The following is a 20,489-nucleotide window of genomic DNA, read 5'->3' on the forward strand; positions in this document are numbered from 1 at the left end:
ACGTAGTCATCTTTTTTATTTTCGTTTTACGATTATTTATTCTCTTTTTAAAGCTTTACCCGTTGCAATCGCAGAGCATTTAACACAACCGATACGGAGCTTAATGCCATCGCTGCACCTGCTAACCATGGAGCTAATAACCCAGCAGCCGCAATGGGAATCCCCAAACAATTGTAGGCTAGCGCCCAAAATAAATTTTGTTTGATGTTTGTCATCGTTTTCTTGCTCATCGTGAAGGCATCCGCAATGCTATTTAGATCGCCCCGCATCAATGTAATATCTGCTGCTTCCATCGCTATATCTGTACCCGTTCCCATAGCGATACCTATATCTGCTGTTGCTAATGCTGGAGCATCGTTAATTCCATCTCCAACCATTGCTACTTTTTTACCAGCTTGTTGTAACTTAGTTACTTCGGCTGCTTTTCCCTCTGGCAACACTTCTGCAATCACATGCTCGACACCAACCTGTGCCGCGATCGCTTTTGCTGTTCGTTCATTATCGCCTGTGACCATATAGACGCTTAAGCCCATTTCTTTTAAGCGAGAAATCGCTTCTCTGGAGGTTTGTTTGACGGTATCCGCTACCGCGATCACTCCGGCATATCTCTGATCAATGGCAGCCAGCATCGCTGTTTTACCTTCCTGCTCCCATTTTTCCATAATAGGCAATGCTAGATCGATCTGTACCGCAAATTTCCCCATGAGCTTTCGTGTTCCAACTAATACTTCTTTCCCCTCAATAATGGCTCGCACACCGTACCCGGGAATGGCTTCGAATTCGCTAGGGCTTTGCAAGCCAATCCCCTGCTCAATGACACCCGTAACAATGGCCTCCGCTAAAGGATGCTCGGAGTTTTTCTCAGCACTAGCGATATACTGAAGAAATTGTTGTTTTTCCCAGTGATCTGCTGTCAGCACATCTGTCAATTCAGGCTTACCTTTTGTAATCGTCCCTGTTTTATCAAGTAGGACTGTATCAATTCGATGTGTCGCTTCCAAATGTTCTCCACCCTTAAATAGAACACCCGCTTCTGCTGCCCGACCAGAGCCTGCCATGATTGAGGTTGGGGTTGCTAAACCAAGTGCACACGGGCAAGCAATGACTAGAACAGCGATTAGAATTTCTAGTGCGCTAGTAAAATCGCCTGGTGTAATGAAGAAGTACCAAATCAGAAAAGCCAAAACGGCAAGCGATACTACAATCGGAACAAATATACCTGAAATCTTGTCGGCCACACGTTGAATCGGCGCTTTAGACCCCTGTGCTTCTTCCACTACTTTAATGATTTGGGCCAATGCTGTTTCCTTGCCGACCTTTGTAGCCTTTACTTGTAAAACACCGTTTTTATTAATCGTAGCACCTATCACTTGATCGCCTGATTCTTTTTCCACAGGGATGCTTTCTCCCGTTAGCATTGATTCATCCACCGAGGATTTTCCCTCAACGATCTCTCCATCTACCGGTATTTTTTCACCTGGCTTCACGAGAAACAGATCATTAACCTGCACTTCCTCCACAGCAATGACCAGCTCTTGGCCGTTGCGTATAACCGTAGCTGTTTTAGCCTGAAGTCCCATTAAGGTTTTGATGGCTTCTGATGTGCGTCCCTTTGCTAATGCTTCAAAAAGTTTTCCTAATAAAATTAAGGTAATAAGTACAGCACTAGTTTCATAATAAAGATGGATATCATGATGCATGGCCTGCATACTTCTAATCGTTTCATAAAGGCTGTAAAAATAAGCAGCTGATGTTCCTAACGCTACTAATACATCCATGTTTGCTGAGCCATTGCGAAGTGCCTTGTACGCTCCTTGGTAAAATTGCCACCCAATAATGAACTGTACAGGAGTGGCCAATAGAAATTGAATCCATGGGTTCATCAAAATCTCAGGAGCCCAAATAAATGAGGTAAACGAAAAATGCTTCACCATCGTCCATAGCAAAGGGAGAGATAGGATTGCAGAGAAAATCAGTTTACGCTTTTGCCTAGCGATCTCTCTTTTTCGATGATCAGACTCGTCTGCTTGCTCATCCTGCTTCAGACTTGCTCCATATCCTAAATTCTCTACCTTTTTTATGAAATCAACCGTGGTTGTCTCGGAAGGCTGATAAACCACCGTTGCTCGTTCCATCGTTAGATTAACACTTGCATCCAAGACCCCAGGAAGTTTTTTAAGGCCCTTTTCGATTCGAGTCGCACATGCAGCACATGTCATTCCAGTAACAAGTAGCTCTGCTTTCTCCTTAACCGTACCATACCCAAGGGACTCTATACGTTGTTCCAGATCCACCACACTTACCTTTTTGGGGTCAAACGTAACCGAAGCCCGTTCTAAGCTAAGATTAACTGTGGCATCTTGTACCCCCTCTGTCTTCTGCAATCCCTTTTCGATCCGTCGGGCACACGCGGCGCAAGTCATTCCAGTAATTTGCATTGTGGTTTTTTGTTGCTTATTTGCTGCGACGTTCTCCGCCATACTACTACCTCCCTTACCTATACAATACCCTATATAGGTATATTATATCGTTTTAAAAAAGCCCCCTTCAGTGAAGTCAAGGGCCCTTCTAATAAATAGATTTGCTTTTCTTGAATCTTATTATCATACAATAAAAAGTCATTGTACTGCGATAGCTCTTTTTCAGTTGCCTTCGCTGTCTTAGACTACCTTATATCCCAATTTCTCCACATGTTCTTTTAAAAGGATGGCTTCTAGGCTATTAGTGTCATGCTCAATTTCCACCTGCTTTTGAACAAGATCTACCTGAACTTTTTTAGCGCCTAATGCCTTGCATGCTTGTTCAATCTTTGCTGCACAGCTCTTGCAAGACATTCCTTCTACATGCAAAACTGTTTTGGTCATCATGATATCTCTCCTTATCAGATTGTTAAATCCATAATACTATACCCCCCTACCCTATGTAAATAGTAAAAAAGAAAGACCTACATGATTGTAGGTCCTTCTTTGTTCTTTATTTCATCGTATTCGGTGGAATCATCAGCTTGTAGCTGACAACTATCATGACCAAAGCCAGTAAAAGAAAATACATTGGCATAGGCAACAGCATTCCATTATGAAGATAGCTCATCCCTGTCGTAATAAAACTAACGAGAAAGTAGTAGCTTAGTCCAAATATAGCACCTGCTGTACCTTGTGTATCATGATAATTTACCAATGCTAAGCTTAAACAATTCGGTATAGCCATCCCAATCCCCATCAAAAGTATAAAAACACAGCCAACTAGTAATACCAATGACAGGATGGACGAATCTAAACCAATAAGCACCAGAGCGGTTAGGCTCCCGGCGCCCAATGCCGTTACAAGCGATCCTACATAAATAATCCGCTCGGCTGAAAGCTTCTGTAGCAATTTCTTTGAAAGCAAAGCACCAATTATGGACGCTACAGCTACAAAAACACCAAAAAATCCAAACACACCTGGTGTCATATGAAAAAACTCCATGTAAATAAAAGGAGCTTCTGCATAGTAACTGAACAAAATTCCATTCGTTATTCCAATCAGCAACCCAAACAACCAGACTCTTTTATCACGAGCCATACGTTTAGCTGCCAAACTTACACTACTTTTGGAAGTTACAGATAATTTTGTCTCAGGTAATGCCTTACATGTGTAAACAAATACAAGTACCCCCATCACAACAAGGGTAAAGAAAACAGCCCGGAATCCCAAAGCCTGATCAATGAATCCTCCCAGTAAGGGGCCAATTGCGGGAGTAAAAGCAAGCGCAGCAGAGATCTGGGCAAACACAGCATGACGTCTAACTCCGTCTATGCTTTCACGGAGAATGGCTTGCGTCACCACAGAGCCAGTACTTGCTCCAAAGGCCTGAACAAATCTACTGACTAATAACCACTCAACTGCATTAGACAGATAGCAGCCAAGACTGCCAGCTCCATAAATAAATATACCCCATAGCATTGCTGGCCGCCTTCCAATTACATCAGATAGCCTTCCCCAAAAGAAGACTCCTAGGGCAAAGCCAAAGAAATAAAGGCTTAATGTCAATTGAATGATATTGCTGCTAACTCCAAGCGCCTGTGAAATATCAGGTAAAGAAGGTGTATATATCGTTTCACTAATTTGCGGAAAGCCGACAAGAATAATAAATAGTAACAGTGACGGTGTTGAGATTTTTTTGGTCATACCGATTCCCCCTATCACGCGCAAATCTCAAAACTCTGCACATAACGATTACGGAATAGGGGGTTTACACTTACTTAATCTAGCAAATGAAAGCATTTCTATCACCATACTTTTAATAGGGGGAGTCAAACCTTTACCAAAGATAATAGCATAGGCGATATCGATCCTCAACCTTGGTCACGCTATTTTATCTGTTTTTGCTATGCCGCTTTATCTACGCCAGTGATAGAATTTTTTTGACTTCTCATCTGATCTTCCGGGAAGTAGATACGGCTTGCCGCTTCCTGGGAGGCCCATTGCTGATGATGTTTTCAGCTTTGTCTTACCAATATGTACTTTCGTTCCTAATGGGACTAAGCTGTACAATTCTTCCACATCACGATTAAACAGCCGAATGCAGCCTTTAGACACTGCTTTACCGATAGAAGAAGGGTCATTCGTCCCGTGGATAGCATAATCAGGGTTACTCAATGCTAGAGCACGCGTTCCATATACTTTAGTTGCTGATCTAGGCTTATTTACCTTGAGTGCAATGCTAAAATCTCCAACAGGTGTCTGATTGCGAGTTCCTAACGCCACTGGGTAGGAGCGCAATAGATAGGAGCCACTAACCACATGCATCCGAAATTCAGGAATCGAGATGTTAACTTCAATCGGTTGAAGCCCTTTCGCTATCAGATGCAGCCCCTTTGCCCCTACTACCTGCTCCATACTTTCCCAAGGCCTTTGCGGTTGAAAGGCGGTTGGGTTGTAAATCCAGTCTTCCTGAGCGCCCGCTGGAGGTGCAGGGATTTGGGACAAATAATTAGTAGGAGAGGCTTGCACCAATTGATTAAGCTGCTTTGGAAGCGTCTGTGTTCGAAGATAGTAATGATAAAGTGCTGTCCGTAAAGATAATAATCCTAGTAAAGAATGCTGCTGTTCATCGATCCTTTTTTTGATGGATGCCACAAGCTGTTGACTATTACATGCACACTGTTCATCCGTTATCGAAAACCACTCCCCGGCAGCATTCGTAATCCCTAGAACCTGTTCTGGGGTATAAAAAGGCAGTGCCTGATACACTGGGAGTTGCTTATTAGGCGGTACGACGATGACTAAAGGAGATTCCTGCCCTGTCTGCTGTACGTCTTGAAACAACGGGGCTAAAGAGCTTGAAAGTTGCGTTTTTATCAAATCCTCATTCGCCCCTTTAGGCAGGTTTGGTCCCGCAATAACAACCAACGGACGTTTTTGCAAAAGTGATGCAATTGAACCTGCATGCAGCGTCTTTTGTTCACTAGTAGACAAGAGTTTATCGGAGTTAAGTGAATTAGTTGTAAATGAATCCGAATTCACTAGTTTTCCTTTCATAATCTCCGAACCTCCTAAGAAAAGGGTCGTAACATACATGAACAGAATGACTAGAAAGATTACAATCCTTCGTTCGTTTACCATGTTATGCCTCCTTCCGCTTTTCGGAGCCAGCAATCTAAAATTCTCTTCTTTTATGTAACGACAAATATTGGCTTTTCTATGAGTAAAAAGCCTAACGCTCCTTTCCACAAGGAAATACGTTAGGCTTTTGTCTGTACAAATCACTGCTTTTCCATAAATTTAATTTCAAGTAAATCCAGCAGGAATATGAAGATCGGAATCCCCAATATCAGTCCCCATACCCCGATAAAGTGTTCTGAGATAATCAATACAGCAAATGTAACAAAGATCGGTAACTTGGTTTTGGACGACATCAGCTTAGGATTAAGCACATAGGCTTCGATAGCATGCAATACAGTAATCATGATAAGTACATAGATAATCTTGATAAAGCCCCCGATACTAAAAGCGATAGCACACAGAGGAATCAAAGAAATAATGACACCTGCCACCGGAATCAAGCCAAGTACGAAAATCATGATTCCTAATGCAAATAGATGCGGAAAATCCATAATCCATAAAGCAATTATTGACATGATGCAGTTAACCAAGGAGATCATAAATTGTACTTCAATTACTTTTCCAAAGGACTGCGTAAACTTATTACCAAAGTAACGAAAATCCTCATAGAAATAAGATAGCTTGCTTGTTCTTACCTTCGAGGTTAAAAAGAAGATCTTTTCTTTTTCCAGCAAGAAGAAAAGACTTAAAATCATGGCAATCACAAAATTGATACCTAGCTTACTTGCATTGGTAACAACACCAACTAAAAATTCCATCCCATTATTCACATAGCTTGCCAGATTAATCTTTTGCAACGACTCTACCATGAATTCTAGAATAAAATTATCCACTGGAATAATCGGTTTCTCATAAAAAGCAATCACTTGCTGTACAAGCGGCGATAATTCAGTAATCACACTCGGTAAAAATCGTAGTAACCCAATGACAATCAGAGAAATAAACACTGCGTACTGGAGAATCAATGTGATTTTCTTCAGTATCTTTCGCTCGATGCTCAGCCGACGAACAAGAAATTGATGCAATTCATTCATCAAAAAGGTAATGATAAAAAAGAGCAAGATCATGTTCATCATACTTCGAAACATGTAGACAAATGCAACTAAGATAAGTAATACAATAATTTTTTTCATGATTGTACTTTTAAATACTTCTTTTAGAGAGGTCATATAAGGGTTTCGTGCTCCTTTATGTTGGTATATCTTAATACGTTTATTAACGTAATCTGGTTTCAAATGAAGGTAAGCATATTAGTAAAGTAACATGTTAGTGAATCCAAGTCCATTTTTTTCCTCTCTATCCCATTACATGCTGATAAGAATATAATTATTCATTCTCATCACGAAATAACTCTGCAAGCATTGCCTCTCTATTTTCTAAAAACCGTTTCGTAATCTGATAGTGCAATGTTTGCTCATAGCTAGTCGTCGCAATAGGAGATTGGTCAAAGTTATAAATTTGTGCTCCTGGAAATGCTAATAGTATCGGTGAATGCGTAGCAATAATAAACTGTGCTGATTTCTCCAGATCTTTCATTAAACGTAATAAGGAAAGCTGTCGTGCAGGCGACAAGGCCGCTTCCGGCTCGTCTAGTAAAAAGATTGCTTTATGACCAAACCGATTGCGAAAAAGAGTGAGAAACGATTCACCGTGTGACTGAGCATGTAAGGAACGCCCTCCGTAGCTAGCCGTTCCATTTATGCTGTCTATATGACTAGCAAACTGATAGAAGGTTTCTGCCCGCAAAAAAAAACCATTCGTAATCTTAGGTAGCCACGATAGCTGAATATACTCCCCTAAAGGGGCATCGGAAGCATCCACTTCATAGTAATTATGTCTGCCCCCACCCGCTGTATGGAAATCGCATTGATAAGCAATGGCTTCTAGCAGAGTAGATTTTCCCGATCCATTCTCACCTACAAAAAAGGTAATATTTTTATCAAACGATAAATTCTCTAGGTTTTGGAGTGCAGGAATTGAAAAGGGATACTCCTTACGATTAGGGTATTTTTCTGTTAGCAGCCGCACTTGGCGAAGATACACGTTCTACACCTTCCTATTTGTTCATCTAAGTATCCTTGCTTATTAAAAGCCTGTATTCGTTTATATACAACCCGATTTGAATAAAAGCTTGTCTTTATTATACAACATCGTGTAAGACCTCTACGTTGCTTTTTTGTAAACTTATACTTTTTTTGCTTCTCTTCTTGCTTAGCATCGCACTTCAATTATATGTAAAAAAAGAGAAACGCATAGAAGTCTGCACTCTGAAGATTATCCTCTAAGCCTAATCGTGTAGCTTTATTGTCTCCTTTTTCCTATCGCTGCATAAATCCGATATCTCCTGAGGTTGTTTGAATGTGAACGGTACGTTTGATCTCTTGGCCATTCGTGGCCTCTACGTTATGATTCGAGATGCTGTTGAAGCGGAATCCTTCTAGATTGGTCTGAATCTCTCCAGAGGATGTCTTTGCTACAAACCGGGTATCTGTAGGCTGTTTCGTCGTAACGATTTCAATATTTCCACTAGATGCTTCCAAGGTTAGATTGTGCGCCACTTCAGCCGTGTACACATCAATGTTTCCCGAGGTACTATTTGCTTTTATCTCTCCATTCGCTTCTTGTATGTCTATGTCACCTGAGGTAGATTCAAATGTAGAATACGTAGCTACAAGCCGGGAGATTTCAACATTTCCTGAAGTAACCTGAATATCATTCTTTTCACTTTCAAGCTGTTTAATCTCTATGTCCCCAGATGTAGTGGATGCTACAAATTCTTGGGTTAACACATCGCCCGCCGTGATATTACCTGAAGTGCTGCTAAGCTTCATTTTTTCCCACGTTTTTTGGGGAAGCGAGACAGTTAAACCTTTGTCATTCATGCTAAAATCAAGGCTAAACCAAGTATGGGGGCGTATGGTCTCAATCAGAAGCTTGTCATTCTCCTCTCTTACTCGTAGCTCTGTATTTTTGGCACCAAGCCATCCAGATGCCTCGTTCAAACGAATCTTTATGTAATCATCATTACTTGGAACAATATGAATATCCTCACTAGCACTATCCACTATAAGTTGTTTGAATTGTGTATGCTCGATCGTCTTTTCGGTAGTTATACTTGCTGCTTTTTGTCCATAAATTCCCCCTTGTAAAACCCAGCCTACACATCCAATGACACCTATTATAATAAACAGTACGCCTACGATAGCTGATTTTCTCACCTGAACCCTCTCCTATTACCTTCTAGACAACTACACTAGCCCGATGTCGTTAAGAAGCTATATGTTTTGAACTTACAATCGTACTATCTAGCAACGTTATTCACTCCTCATCCCCCTCAATGATGCTGTGGACACTAGTAGCAAACATTTTCCACTCTGAAACCATCTGTTGATGTACAGCACAACAACTTCTCTCAGCACGTATCAGCTTGATTACTTTTGTAGCTATCCCCTTCTCTCTATGTCTTCCCTCATTATAAATGAAAAAAACCGAATAACGGACAGATTACTGTCTATTATTCGGAGAAATAAGCGGACAATCTTCTCCGATCACTAGTAAAGACAAATAGCTCCTTATATCCTCTCCTATCAAAAAAACCACTCGATCCCTATGGAGCAAGTGGTTTTACTTATTGCTTATTGCTTATTCTTACTTTCAATTAGATCAACAATAAGATCCAACTGCTTCTCCAAATTCAATCCATCTGTCATCCAAAACTTCTTGGAATCAAGCATGTATACATGATTATGCTTTACTGCCTCTAGATTTTTCCAGATTGGACTGTTCATGATTTCCTTTGCACGCTCTGCTCCACCGTCTGGTTCATATACGCTGATAAACATGTGATCAGCAGCATAATCAGGCAAAAGCTCTAAGGAAATATCCTTCCCTTGACGAGTAGGGAAAATCTCTTGTTTCACTTTCTCTGCCGGCTTTAACTCAAACATTTCCATCAGATTGTAGCCAGCATCACGTGTTTTTGGCCACACCCAGAAATTTTTGGCCCAGATCGAGTAGCTGCCTACTGTTTCATTTGATCCAATCATGGCTTTTACTTTTTCTTTAGCCGCTTTAGCTTTTTCGTTATATCGAGTAATAAATGCTTCTGCTTCCGCTTCTTTTCCTAACAGCCTTCCAAAAGTCCGAACTTCCTCAATTGGGTCAGTACCTTCAAGTGTTCCCGAAGGCAAAGAAACCGTCGGAGCAATTTTTTTCAACTGCTCCGTCATTTCTGAAGGTAAATAGGTTGGTACAATGATTAAATCAGGCTTTAGCTGCATCACTTTCTCAATGGAAACATCCCCTACATTTTCCACGCCTTCCAGCTCTTTAGACAGCAATACAGAATTCTCTAAGGCAATTGATCCAGCTCCTACTGGTTTTACACCCAGCGCTGCCAAATCACCTAAAAAAGTAATGCTGACGATACGCTCTGGATGAGTAGGAATTTCGATTTCTCCCGTGGCATCTTTAAAGACCTTTGTCTTTTTTTCAGCAGAAGAATTACCCTCGTTATTTGACTGCGACACTGTGTTTGGTGTCGTATTGCAAGCACTAACCATCAAAGCTAGAAGCAGCAGCATAATAATCGGCATCAAGCCTCGTTGTTTGAAATATAGCATGTTCATCCTCCAATATGTAAGTCAAATCGTTACACAGAAACTCATGATTTTGATAACGATTATCAACCATTTCTTCAGTCCACATTTTAACTTTCTATTAAAAAGAAGTCTATATTAAATTTTGCCATATGGTAGAAATTGAGAACCCTGCTCCTTTTTAATGAGAGAACATATTTGAGCAAAAAAATGGCGAATTTTTCTCAATTTCTGTGTAACTTATTCCCTTCTCCAACGTCTCTATTTACGATTACCAAAAATATGCTTTGGGGTTATCAACGACTTCCCTTTGTTTTGCCCTGTTTTATGGCTTAAAGAGGGAGTAGGTTGCTGTCAACAGGCAAAATTTTATGGATATTCAGGAGGAAAACAATGAGGAAACAAATGAAAAAAAGCGCATTCTTACTGCTAGCCACAACTCTGGCAATCACACCCCTACTCTCTGTGCCACAAGGTGCTTATGCTGTATCTAGTTTATCTATCAACGCCAAGAGCACCAAAGCAGGTGAGAAAACTACTTATACGATAAAGTTTGAATCAGACAAGAAAACAAACGAGATTGAGGTAGATTTTGATTCTGATTTTGATCTGGACAAAGTGGATACTGATTCTGTAGAAGTAAATGGTAAGAAACCAAAGGATGTTACTGTTAAAAAGGGCAAAATTACGATTGAACTGAGCAAAAATATCGGTAAAGGCGATGATGTCAAAATCGTCATTGAAGATGTTATCAACCCTGATAAAGCCGACGATTACAAAATCTCCGTCGATGATGGCGATAGTGATGATGATGAAAAAATCGAGATCACAAAAGGCTCTTCTAGTAAAAGCGGCAGTGAAAAAAATGCTTTCTCTGTGTCTTTAGGCAGTAGCTACTCAGATGAAAAAACCTCTATTGAGCTATCTAAATTTACTTTAGAAGACAAATTGGACGATTCAAAATATATTGAGGTTATTTTCCCTGAATCTAGCATGGTTCCAAGCAGACTTAGCACAGACGATGTAGAAATTAACGGTCATACTCCGAAAGAGGTCAGCGTCTCTGGCAGAACGGTAAAAATTAAACCGAGCTCCAAGGATAATGATGAGAAAAAACTTGAGATTTCATTCAAAAAAGGGGCTGGCTTTAAAACTCCATCCTCCAGCTCTTCCTATAAAATTGAAGTTGAGTATAAAAACACGACCTATACATCAAAAGAATTTGATGTGAAGAAGGGCTCTTCTTCTGTTAACAGCGACTATAGTGTTTCCCTATCAGATAGCTCGGTTGGTGCACGTACAACTGTATCCATGGAAGTAAGATTAAAAGAAGACCTGCGATACGGTAACGATATTTATATCGAATTCCCGTCCCAAGATATGCTACCTGGTTACATGTCTGCTACATCAGCAACAATTAATGGTACACAGGTTAGCTCGGCAAATGTATCTGGACGCACGATTTCTCTGAGAACACCGAGTAATTTCTCCAGCACTGATAAAATACGTATCGACTTTAAAATGGAAGCCTTTATTAAGAACCCAACAACGTCAGGCAGCTATGAATTGGCTGTAAAGCATAATGATGTTACCTATCGTTCAAAATCTTTTACTGTTTCAGGTACTTCCGTAACACCTACGAATCCGACATATCCAACTAACCCAACATACCCTACTAATCCAACTAATCCTACTCCAACCCCAGTGCCAGTGAATAACAGCACTGCTACGGTTAAATTGAGTAAGCCGAATCCAAATGCGATTTCAGGCATGACAGTTGGAATTAAAGCGCTGGGAGTTGGACTCAATACGAATGATTTCATTGAAGTAGCGATGCCAACTTCTTTCCGTGTACCTACTATGATCCCAACAAATGCTGTGACAGTAAATGGTGCGTATCCTAGCTACGTAGGCACTCGTGGTCAGAATCTGGTTATCTATCCATCACTTGCTATTCCTGCAGGTCAAGCAGTAAGTGTAACCATCAATGAAAATGCTAAACTTCAAACACCAGCAGCATCCAATGTTTATAATATTGGGGTTTATACATCTGAGGAAAGAAACCCACTGTTCATTCGTCAAGTAATGGTAGGTGCCCAAAACGGGGTTAGCTTCAAAGTTGGTACAGCTTCCTATAAATCCCAAGGGAAAACCTTCCCATTAGCTGCAGCACCACAAACTGTGAATGGTAACACAATGGTACCAGCTACTTTTATTCGTGATGGGCTGAAAGTAAGCACATCCTACACAAAAACAGGCGCTACTGTTAAAAGTGGCAACACAACCATGGTATTTAAAGTTGGATCAAAGGTCGTTTCTATTAATGGCAAGAATTACACCATGACAGATGCTGTTCAATTGAAAAACAATATCCCAATGCTGCCAATACGTACAATTACAGACAATTTACGTTTTAACTTGTCTTGGGATGAAGCATCCTCTAGCGTAGTTATTTTTAAATAAGAAAAAGGCACTTGCGAAGCTCCCCTTTGCAAGTGCCTTTTTTGATAAAATTCATAGTGGTACCTGTGGTATGCCTTTATCCTCGTGGGATGACAAGGCGTTGATAACAAGAATAGTTTTTCAGAAGCTGTTACCTCACGCCTACATGATTCGTAATATAATATGAGCCTAAATGATCGTTGTAGATTCATTCAAGGCTCATACTTATTTGAAACCAGAGGACTTTTACATGAACATGATTTTCAAACATCTGAAAAAACTGGACTGGCTCATCATGCTGATCCTAGCTATTTTTCTCACTACTAGCCTTATCTTTATTTATAGCAGTCAGCAAACGGGTCAATACGGACAGACAAACTTCGTCGGAAAACAAACCATTTACTATGTCATTGGTTTTGCTCTGATGCTCTATATTTCTATTTTAGATATGGAACAGATTAAGAAATTGTCTTGGGTTTTTTATGTTTTTTGTCTGCTTTGTATTATCGTTCTTAAATTTTCTCCAGAAAAAATTGCACCTATACTTAATGGGGCAAAGCGATGGTTTTCCTTGCCAGGAATAGGTTCCATTCAACCATCAGAGTTCTTAAAGGTTGCCATTATCCTTTTAGCTAGTTATCTGGTAATGGAGCATCAAAAAAAGCATATTTTGAAAACCATTGGAAGCGATCTATTATTAATTGCCAAATTACTAGGTATAACCCTGCTTCCGTCTATTTTAGTGTATACCCAGCCAGATACTGGAATGGTTATTCTCTACTTGGTTTCCATAATAGCAATTATGTTCCTTTCCCAGCTACAAACCAAATTAATTTTAACACTCTCATTAATTCCCGCCTTTCTGGTATCCTTATTGCTGTATTTATATTTTGAACTCCCTGATGTATTCAGAACCTATGTCCTTTCGCTCTTTAGCGGCCACAGACAACAGAGGATTTTAGGATGGCTTGATCCCTCTACCTTTAAAGATGAAGGCTATCAATCCATGCAGAGCCTGTTAGCAATTGGTTCTGGAGGACTTGAAGGAAAAGGGATCGGACAAGGAAACGTTTATATTCCAGAAAAGCATTCTGATTTTATTTTTGCAACCATTGGAGAAGAAGGCGGATATATCATTGCGGTACTGATTGTTTCACTCTTCTTTATTCTTATGTATCGTGTGATAAAAATTGGGAATGAATCAAATGATATATTTTGTGCCTGCGTATGCTCCGGAATTGTAGCTGTCCTCACCTTTCAAACCTTTCAAAACATTGGAATGACCATTGGATTAATGCCAGTAAAGGGAATAGCCTTGCCATTCTTATCTTATGGTGGCAGTTCGCTCCTTTCTAACATGCTATTGATTGGAATTGTGTTATCTATGCGAAGGCAGTATAGGAGATAGAGTTAAATATAAATATCCAACAGAAAAGAGGCTATCCGATGACACTCGGGAATAGCCTCTTTTTCTTCATTTTCTCCTAATGTACATTTCTTACCATCTGAACTGCTCTTTCGGCATTCGCCAATCCACTGCCTGTAGCCAAATCATTACCAGGACGTGCAGGCTGGTTCTGTGCATTATGCCCCTCTGTAATATCGATCGCTGTATTCATCAAGGCTTCTTTCATCCTTTTTGGTGTAAGAGACGGATTTGCCTGTTTTAATAAGGCGCAAATCCCCGCTAACTGTGGTGCTGCAGCAGATGTTCCACTGAATCTCGCCCAGCCGTCTTGAGGCTGTGTACCATCGACTAATGTGCTACCAGATCTCGGATCAATACGTGCTTCTTCAACATCTAGCTCGTCTCCAGGCTCAACTGGAAGCATAATGTACTGGGCACGAGGCTGCATTCCTACTAGGCCACATACATCAGGAACCTTTCTTCCTGGAAACAGAGGACTTTCAAATCCACTTGCATAGTCTGATGCTCTCATGCTCCCATCACTGTTCACAAAGACTCCCCCTGCAGAAATTACATCTGGATGCTGTCCCGGGAATCCAAAATGTCCATTTCCAGCAGAAAAGACTACCGTAACACCTTGAGAAACAGCATTGGCAATTGCGGCTGAGAGCGTTCTCTCTGCTGCTGACAAAGGCCTGCGTTCTCGTTCATCGAAGCCCCAGCTACATGAAATGATGTCTGGTCTCAACTCCAGAGCCTTATTGAAATCGCCTGTAGCATTAACAACTGCAGAGGTAAAGGAAAATCCCCCCTGTTTGACCATGGTAAAATTCACACCTGGCGCAACTGCAAAAATATTGGCTGATTCACCTGTTCCATGACCGCTCTCATCATGAGCTGGATTTTGAGCACCAGGGGCTAGCACAACTTGATTTGCTTGATATCCTTTTTGAACAAAGTAAGGGTGTCGAAACCACCCGCTATCTACCATGACAACATGAACACCACGGCCTGTAATGCCAGTAGCGTGAACACGATCGGCTTTAAGTAATCGTGCAACATCATCTGGGACATTCAGATAAAACCCCTCCACGTTTGGTGGCATTGCAGAAGGCGTAGTTTCAAAAGGGGTAGCTCGCTCCAATGTAGCTAGTGAACTGTCGCCTAATGAAAAATAATAGACAGGTTCATTTAAAGCCACACCTTCCAATACGTCAGCTAAATCACTATTTGAAGCATCAATCAGACCAGATAATTTTGTTGTTGGATCATCTAATATCGTTGCCGTACTCTTTTTCCCAAATTTTAGCACTTCACGTTCTTCCGGAACAATCTTTGTATGAAATACCTTCTCATATGTCTCAGGCGAAGCAGCTATATTTATTGTTGTCGCTCCGATATGTAAAACTTCAAATCCAGCATTTTTTAGCTTCTCGATTGCTTTATCAATTAATTCTGGCTTGTTCAAATAACGAGATACATTTTCATGAGTGATTGGTTCTGATGAAGCGAAAATCGACTCGCCTTCAATTGAATGTACAGAAGCCTCAGCAAAGATAATGGGCGGTAGGGCTGAAGTCATTTGATTGTTCGTAAGATGCTCTGACATAGCTTATTCCCTCCTTATCAAATTCATGGAAAATAAATCGGTTTTTTCTCTGGAAATACAATGCGTTCCACAAGCTGCTCCATGCGCTTTGGTATCATTGGAGATCCCTTTTCCCAGCCTTCACCAAGTAACTTAGAAAACTGGGCTCTTGTACCATGTACGGTTAAGGTAATCCCAGATGATACAACCACAAATCCTTCTGCTTCAAACAACTTTTTGGCCTCTGAAATTGTCTCGGGTGTAGGTCTAATTTGATCTATGTTTTCTGCGGTAATCGGAGTCTCGATTGTCATGAGTGATTGATGATTACGGGATTTCAATACTGCCTCAGCAGAAACAGTCTGATCCGATAATTGAATGCTCATACAGGCCTCCACCATATAGGGATATAATTATTCTGACAATCTTTTGGCATAAGCATACCTGTAAATTTATAACAAATGGATTTCTTTCTTTATCCCCGATTTTCCATGTGGAAGAACGATGTCCTACAACCTTACTCATTTTTACACATAGCTTCATTCTTTTCCCGATCTGATTGGAAAATGGAACCACACGTAAGCACCACCCTCCGGTGTATTGGAAGCTTCAACTGTCCCGCCATGTTTCATCGTCAGCAATTTAACAATGTACAAGCCAAGTCCAGCATGTCCCTTACGCTGTGGTTGCAATCGATCCTCCTGATAAAATTTATCGAATAAAAAAGGAGTACTACTCTTCGAAAAGCCCGAACCGGTATCACTAACCTTCATCGTCCATTGAAGGTCTGTAATGCACAGCTCCCAATGAATTTCCCCATTTTCAGCGGTAAATCGGCTACTGTTGGAAACTACATTATCTACTATTTGTGAAATCCGATCAGGATCCATTTTAATAGTGGTTCGCTTCTGCCGAAGATCTTCATAGCTGCAAATAAAATGTAGCCTATATTGATGACAGAGCTGTTCATAGTCAGATACCTTGTCTCGAACGAATTGTTGCAAATCTACATCCTGCCATTGCAAACGAAACTCAGGCTTTTCCATTTCGGATACCTCATTGATTTCTCCAATCATTCTTGCTGCCCTTTGCGTATTCTTTTGTATAGTCAGTAAGTAGCTATCCAGCCGTTCCTGACGTTTTGGTCCGCCATTCATCAGTCCCTCTACATGTCCTTGAATGATTGCTAAAGGGGTTCTTAAATCATGAGCAAGAGCCGCTACCATATCCCGCCGTTCCTGCACCAAATGCATTTCCCTTTGTAGCGAATCAGATAAGGCCTGGCGCATATCTTCAAATGCCTGTGTAAGCTGAGTCAATTCCTGCGTGCCTTCATATGAAAATGTGAAATTCAAATCGCGTGACTGTACTCGCTTCGTTCCTTCTATTAATTGTTGTATGGGTGCATTTAGCTGTTTGTTAAATCGGTGGCCAAAAATCCATGCAAATACGCCCACTAGAATAAAAGGCAATAAAACCGTCATGAGTCTAAATATTTTTACAACAGGAGTTAACTTTGGAGTTGCCCCAGATATAGCCAGCTCATATTGGAGAACAATTGCACCTTGAAGCGAATCTGTTTCATCTACCAGCGGGAGAACATGCCTTATTTTATTTGCTTGGACATTTTTGATGGTATTTAGCATCGTAAGTAGCTGCTTTTGGTTTGAAATTGGCGATTGCTGTATCGTTCCGTACAGGTGCTTGCCATTTAACAGATAAATTGCATAGTCCATTCCTTCTAGAGGAATGACGTTCTCAAGCTCCTTCCTCTTTTCTTGCTGTAATAAACGACTTCCCTGCTCATTAATGTATGACCGGATAGCTGTCATCTGCTTTTCATAATAGTTGGCAGGTCTTATATATGAAGAGCCTGCTTTGAAGGAGGCCCAGAAAATGAAACTCCATGCCACAATCGTTATAATAAAGCTAAGTCCAAGCGTAAGGGTAAAATACATCAAAAATTGACGTTTTACTGTCCGTTTGCTTTTCATCTGCCCATACCCCATTTATATCCTACTCCCCATATGGTTTCGATAAAGCGATAGGCTGGATCAGCTGCAAACATCTTAGCACGTATATTTTTGATGTGCTCAGTTACAGTTGAGTCGTCACCTGTAGCATCAATCCCCCATACTTTTTGATAAATATGCTCTCGTGCAAACACCTGCCCGGGGTGAAGTGCTAACAGTTCCACGATAGAAAATTCCCTGAGCGTAAGTGGAATCAGTATCTCGTTACAACGCAGTTCATGTCCTTGTATATCCAGAGTAAACGGTCCAAATCGTATGATTCCGAGATTTTTCCGATTTAACAAGCGCTGCTCACGGCGCAAATGAGCGGCAATGCGTGCCTTAAGCTCCTGCAAGCTAAACGGTTTTACTAAATAATCATCTCCGCCTACTGCTAATCCGTATATGCGATCCGCCTCACTTTGTTTAGCGCTTACAAAAAGGATCGGTCCATCTACCCTATCTCTCATTTGTTTACAAAACGAAAATCCGTCTGTTCCAGGCATCATCACATCAAGCACAATCAGATCGGGCAGCTTCTCACTAATCATCAGAAACGCCTGTTCAGCATGTGATGCTGTCATGACTTCATAGCCTTCATCTTCTAACGCATCACGCATGAACGTTATCATATCTACTTCATCATCTACAAGCAAAATCGTCTGTTTCATCATGTCTCCTCCAGTCTAGTACATATCTAATTTGCATGGCTCTCATTCACATTAATAGAAAAAAAGAGTAGAACTGCTCAATCTGCCTTCTTTTCTACGTTTACGATGAAAAGGCAAGGCCCTCTCCCCTTAGAAAAGGAGAGAAGGCCTTAATTGATCCTTGTATTTATATGAGTTATCTTCCAGATGCTAGAATAGCTTTTTATTCAATAGACCCCAATAGCTGGTAGGCCTCTTCCTTTGTTTTAATTGATAATAGCTGTTCTCTAAAGCCTTCGTCCATAAGCTTGCGAGATAGCATTTGAAGAATTTTCAAGTGTTCATTTCCTTCACTTTCTTTTGGAACAGCGATCATAAAAATCAGCTTTGCATCGGACCCGTCAAGACTGTTCCAATTTACTCCGTCACGTTTAAGCCCAAACACTACGCTTGTTTTTTGGACGGTCTCCGATTTTCCATGAGGAATAGCAATGTTCATACCAATTCCTGTGGAGCTTTCTTGTTCACGGCTTAGTATCGCCTGCTTGAACTCGGAAGTAGAACCAATTGCTCCTGCACGATTCAACTTGTGGATCATTTCATCAATGACCTCGTCTCGTGTTGCACCTGCTACATCTACATCTATTAATTCTAAGCTGGTAATATCAGTTAACTTTTTAATTTCCACAGGCTCTACTTTTCTTTCTTCCTTAGGAAGGGTTTGCTTGGCTGTTGAATCAGCTACTGCTTTTGTAGCTGGAGCATCTCCTTTTTGTATATCTTTTTTTAAGATATTGACCAATACTGCTGTTACAATCGCACCTACAATAACTGCGATGAAGAACATCAATACATTATCAACAGCACCAAGTACAGCAACGATTGGTCCTCCATGTGCTACTTTATCTCCAACATGTCCCACCATAGCGATAACCGAACCTACGATGGAACCGATCATGATACTTGGAATAACGCGGAATGGGTCCTGAGCTGCGAACGGAATAGCTCCTTCTGTAATCCCAAATAACCCCATTGTAAATGTCGCTTTGCCTGCTTCTCGTTCAGCATCCTGATATTTTTTCTTATTGATAAAAGTAGCTAGACCCATACCAATTGGAGGGATACAGATCGCAACGGCAACCGCTCCCATGATATCATAGTTTCCCTCTGCAATCATGGCAGAACCGAACAAGAAGGCAACTTTATTAACAGGGCCACCCATATCAAAGGAAATCATAGCACCTAGGATAATGGCTAAGAGAATAGAGCTTGTACCTTGCATACCTGTTAACCACGCTGTTAAAGCCTCAAATACCTGTGCAATAGGAGATCCAATCACATAGACAAACACCAGACCTACAATCAGGGAAGCAAATACCGGAATGATAATGATTGGCATTATAGGCTGAATGGCTTTTGGAACTTTCATACTTTTAATTCCCAATGCTACATAACCTGCTAAGAAACCTGCAATAATACCACCGATAAAGCCAGCTCCGGCTTCACTTCCATAGAAGCTCCCATTCGCGGCAATTAAACCGCCAATCATACCGGGAGCTAGACCTGGTCGATCGGCAATACTAAAGGCAATAAAACCAGCAAGAATAGGAACCATGAAGGTGAAGGAGGCTGCGCCAAGCTTCTCAATTGTCTTCCAAAATGAAGCATCTGGAACAACCAAACCACCAGGTGTTTTTTCTCCACCAAGTGTCAAGGCAATGGCGATTAATAACCCGCCGATAACAATGAATGGAACCATGTAGGATACGCCACTCATCAAATGACGATAAAATGAGTTTTGCTTATCAGTTTTCTCAGTGGTCTTGTTCTCTACCGCGTTGGCTTGACCCTGATAGACAGGGACTTCTTCACTTGATACTAAATTGATTAGCTCTTCAGGCTTTCGTATACCATCCTGAACACCAACAAGCAATACCTTTTTCCCAATGAAACGATCCTTGTCGACCGTTTTATCAGCAGCAATAATGATACCATCCGCTTCACGTATTTCCTGTTCTGTAAATTTATTTTCTACTCCAATCGAGCCCTGTGTTTCAACTTTCATTTTAACACCTAATTTATCAGCAGCTTTTTGGAGATTTTCTGCCGCCATATACGTATGGGCAATTCCATTAGGACATGAAGTAATCGCTAAGAGTTTCATCACTAATCCCCCTTTATCTATTT

The 20,489-nt window shown here is 40.9% G+C and carries 15 protein-coding genes; 2 read left to right on the forward strand and 13 right to left on the reverse strand.

All coding sequences use genetic code 11. From position 1 onward, the window contains the following. Positions 1–47: 47 nt before the first annotated feature. The 8 genes from AYJ08_RS12135 to AYJ08_RS12170 form a co-directional block, all read right to left on the reverse strand. Positions 48–2,480, reverse strand: a complete 2,433-nt coding sequence (locus AYJ08_RS12135; RefSeq protein ID WP_064017942.1) for a heavy metal translocating P-type ATPase — start codon at positions 2,478–2,480, stop codon at positions 48–50. Between the two features lie 180 nt (positions 2,481–2,660). Further along, positions 2,661–2,867: a heavy-metal-associated domain-containing protein gene (locus AYJ08_RS12140; RefSeq protein WP_064017943.1), complete on the reverse strand. Its 207-nt coding sequence runs from the start codon at positions 2,865–2,867 to the stop codon at positions 2,661–2,663. A gap of 106 nt (positions 2,868–2,973) precedes the next feature. Beyond that, on the reverse strand, positions 2,974–4,167 hold the full coding sequence (locus tag AYJ08_RS12145) for a multidrug effflux MFS transporter (RefSeq protein ID WP_064017944.1): 1,194 nt from the start codon (positions 4,165–4,167) through the stop codon (positions 2,974–2,976). 210 nt (positions 4,168–4,377) lie between these two features. Beyond that, positions 4,378–5,604: a L,D-transpeptidase gene (locus AYJ08_RS12150; RefSeq protein ID WP_064017945.1), complete on the reverse strand. Its 1,227-nt coding sequence runs from the start codon at positions 5,602–5,604 to the stop codon at positions 4,378–4,380. Positions 5,605–5,744: 140 nt separating this feature from the next. Further along, on the reverse strand, positions 5,745–6,773 hold the full coding sequence (locus tag AYJ08_RS12155; protein ID WP_064017946.1) for an AI-2E family transporter: 1,029 nt from the start codon (positions 6,771–6,773) through the stop codon (positions 5,745–5,747). Positions 6,774–6,930: 157 nt separating this feature from the next. Beyond that, the gene (locus AYJ08_RS12160) at positions 6,931–7,647 is read right to left on the reverse strand and encodes an AAA family ATPase (protein ID WP_064017947.1); all 717 of its coding nucleotides are present in this window, start codon (positions 7,645–7,647) and stop codon (positions 6,931–6,933) included. 275 nt (positions 7,648–7,922) lie between these two features. Further along, positions 7,923–8,822, reverse strand: a complete 900-nt coding sequence (locus AYJ08_RS12165; RefSeq protein ID WP_064017948.1) for a DUF4097 family beta strand repeat-containing protein — start codon at positions 8,820–8,822, stop codon at positions 7,923–7,925. 417 nt (positions 8,823–9,239) lie between these two features. Next, on the reverse strand, positions 9,240–10,226 hold the full coding sequence (locus AYJ08_RS12170; protein WP_064017949.1) for an ABC transporter substrate-binding protein: 987 nt from the start codon (positions 10,224–10,226) through the stop codon (positions 9,240–9,242). Between the two features lie 369 nt (positions 10,227–10,595). On the opposite strand from AYJ08_RS12170, the gene AYJ08_RS12175 reads away from it, so the two are divergent. Next, positions 10,596–12,665, forward strand: a complete 2,070-nt coding sequence (locus AYJ08_RS12175; RefSeq protein ID WP_064017950.1) for a stalk domain-containing protein — start codon at positions 10,596–10,598, stop codon at positions 12,663–12,665. 229 nt (positions 12,666–12,894) lie between these two features. Next, positions 12,895–14,052, forward strand: a complete 1,158-nt coding sequence (locus AYJ08_RS12180; RefSeq protein ID WP_064017951.1) for an FtsW/RodA/SpoVE family cell cycle protein — start codon at positions 12,895–12,897, stop codon at positions 14,050–14,052. A gap of 76 nt (positions 14,053–14,128) precedes the next feature. On the opposite strand, the gene AYJ08_RS12185 is transcribed toward AYJ08_RS12180, so the two are convergent. The 5 genes from AYJ08_RS12185 to AYJ08_RS12205 form a co-directional block, all read right to left on the reverse strand. Beyond that, positions 14,129–15,661, reverse strand: coding sequence for a S8 family serine peptidase (locus AYJ08_RS12185; RefSeq protein WP_064017952.1), 1,533 nt, complete (start codon positions 15,659–15,661; stop codon positions 14,129–14,131). 23 nt (positions 15,662–15,684) lie between these two features. Beyond that, the gene (locus tag AYJ08_RS12190) at positions 15,685–16,026 is read right to left on the reverse strand and encodes a hypothetical protein (protein WP_064017953.1); all 342 of its coding nucleotides are present in this window, start codon (positions 16,024–16,026) and stop codon (positions 15,685–15,687) included. A 153-nt stretch (positions 16,027–16,179) separates the two neighbouring features. Next, positions 16,180–17,634 carry a sensor histidine kinase gene (locus AYJ08_RS12195; protein WP_064018003.1) on the reverse strand — a complete coding sequence of 485 codons (1,455 nt, stop codon included), beginning with the start codon at positions 17,632–17,634 and terminating at the stop codon, positions 16,180–16,182. Continuing rightward, positions 17,631–18,323: a response regulator transcription factor gene (locus AYJ08_RS12200; RefSeq protein WP_064017954.1), complete on the reverse strand. Its 693-nt coding sequence runs from the start codon at positions 18,321–18,323 to the stop codon at positions 17,631–17,633. The genes AYJ08_RS12195 and AYJ08_RS12200 overlap by 4 nt, the downstream gene beginning before the upstream one ends. Positions 18,324–18,525: 202 nt before the next feature. Next, on the reverse strand, positions 18,526–20,466 hold the full coding sequence (locus tag AYJ08_RS12205) for a PTS fructose transporter subunit IIABC (RefSeq protein WP_064017955.1): 1,941 nt from the start codon (positions 20,464–20,466) through the stop codon (positions 18,526–18,528). Positions 20,467–20,489 lie beyond the last annotated feature (23 nt).

This window comes from Brevibacillus sp. SKDU10 (genome assembly GCF_001645205.1).
Classification (GTDB): Bacteria; Bacillota; Bacilli; order Brevibacillales; family Brevibacillaceae; genus Brevibacillus_B; species Brevibacillus_B halotolerans.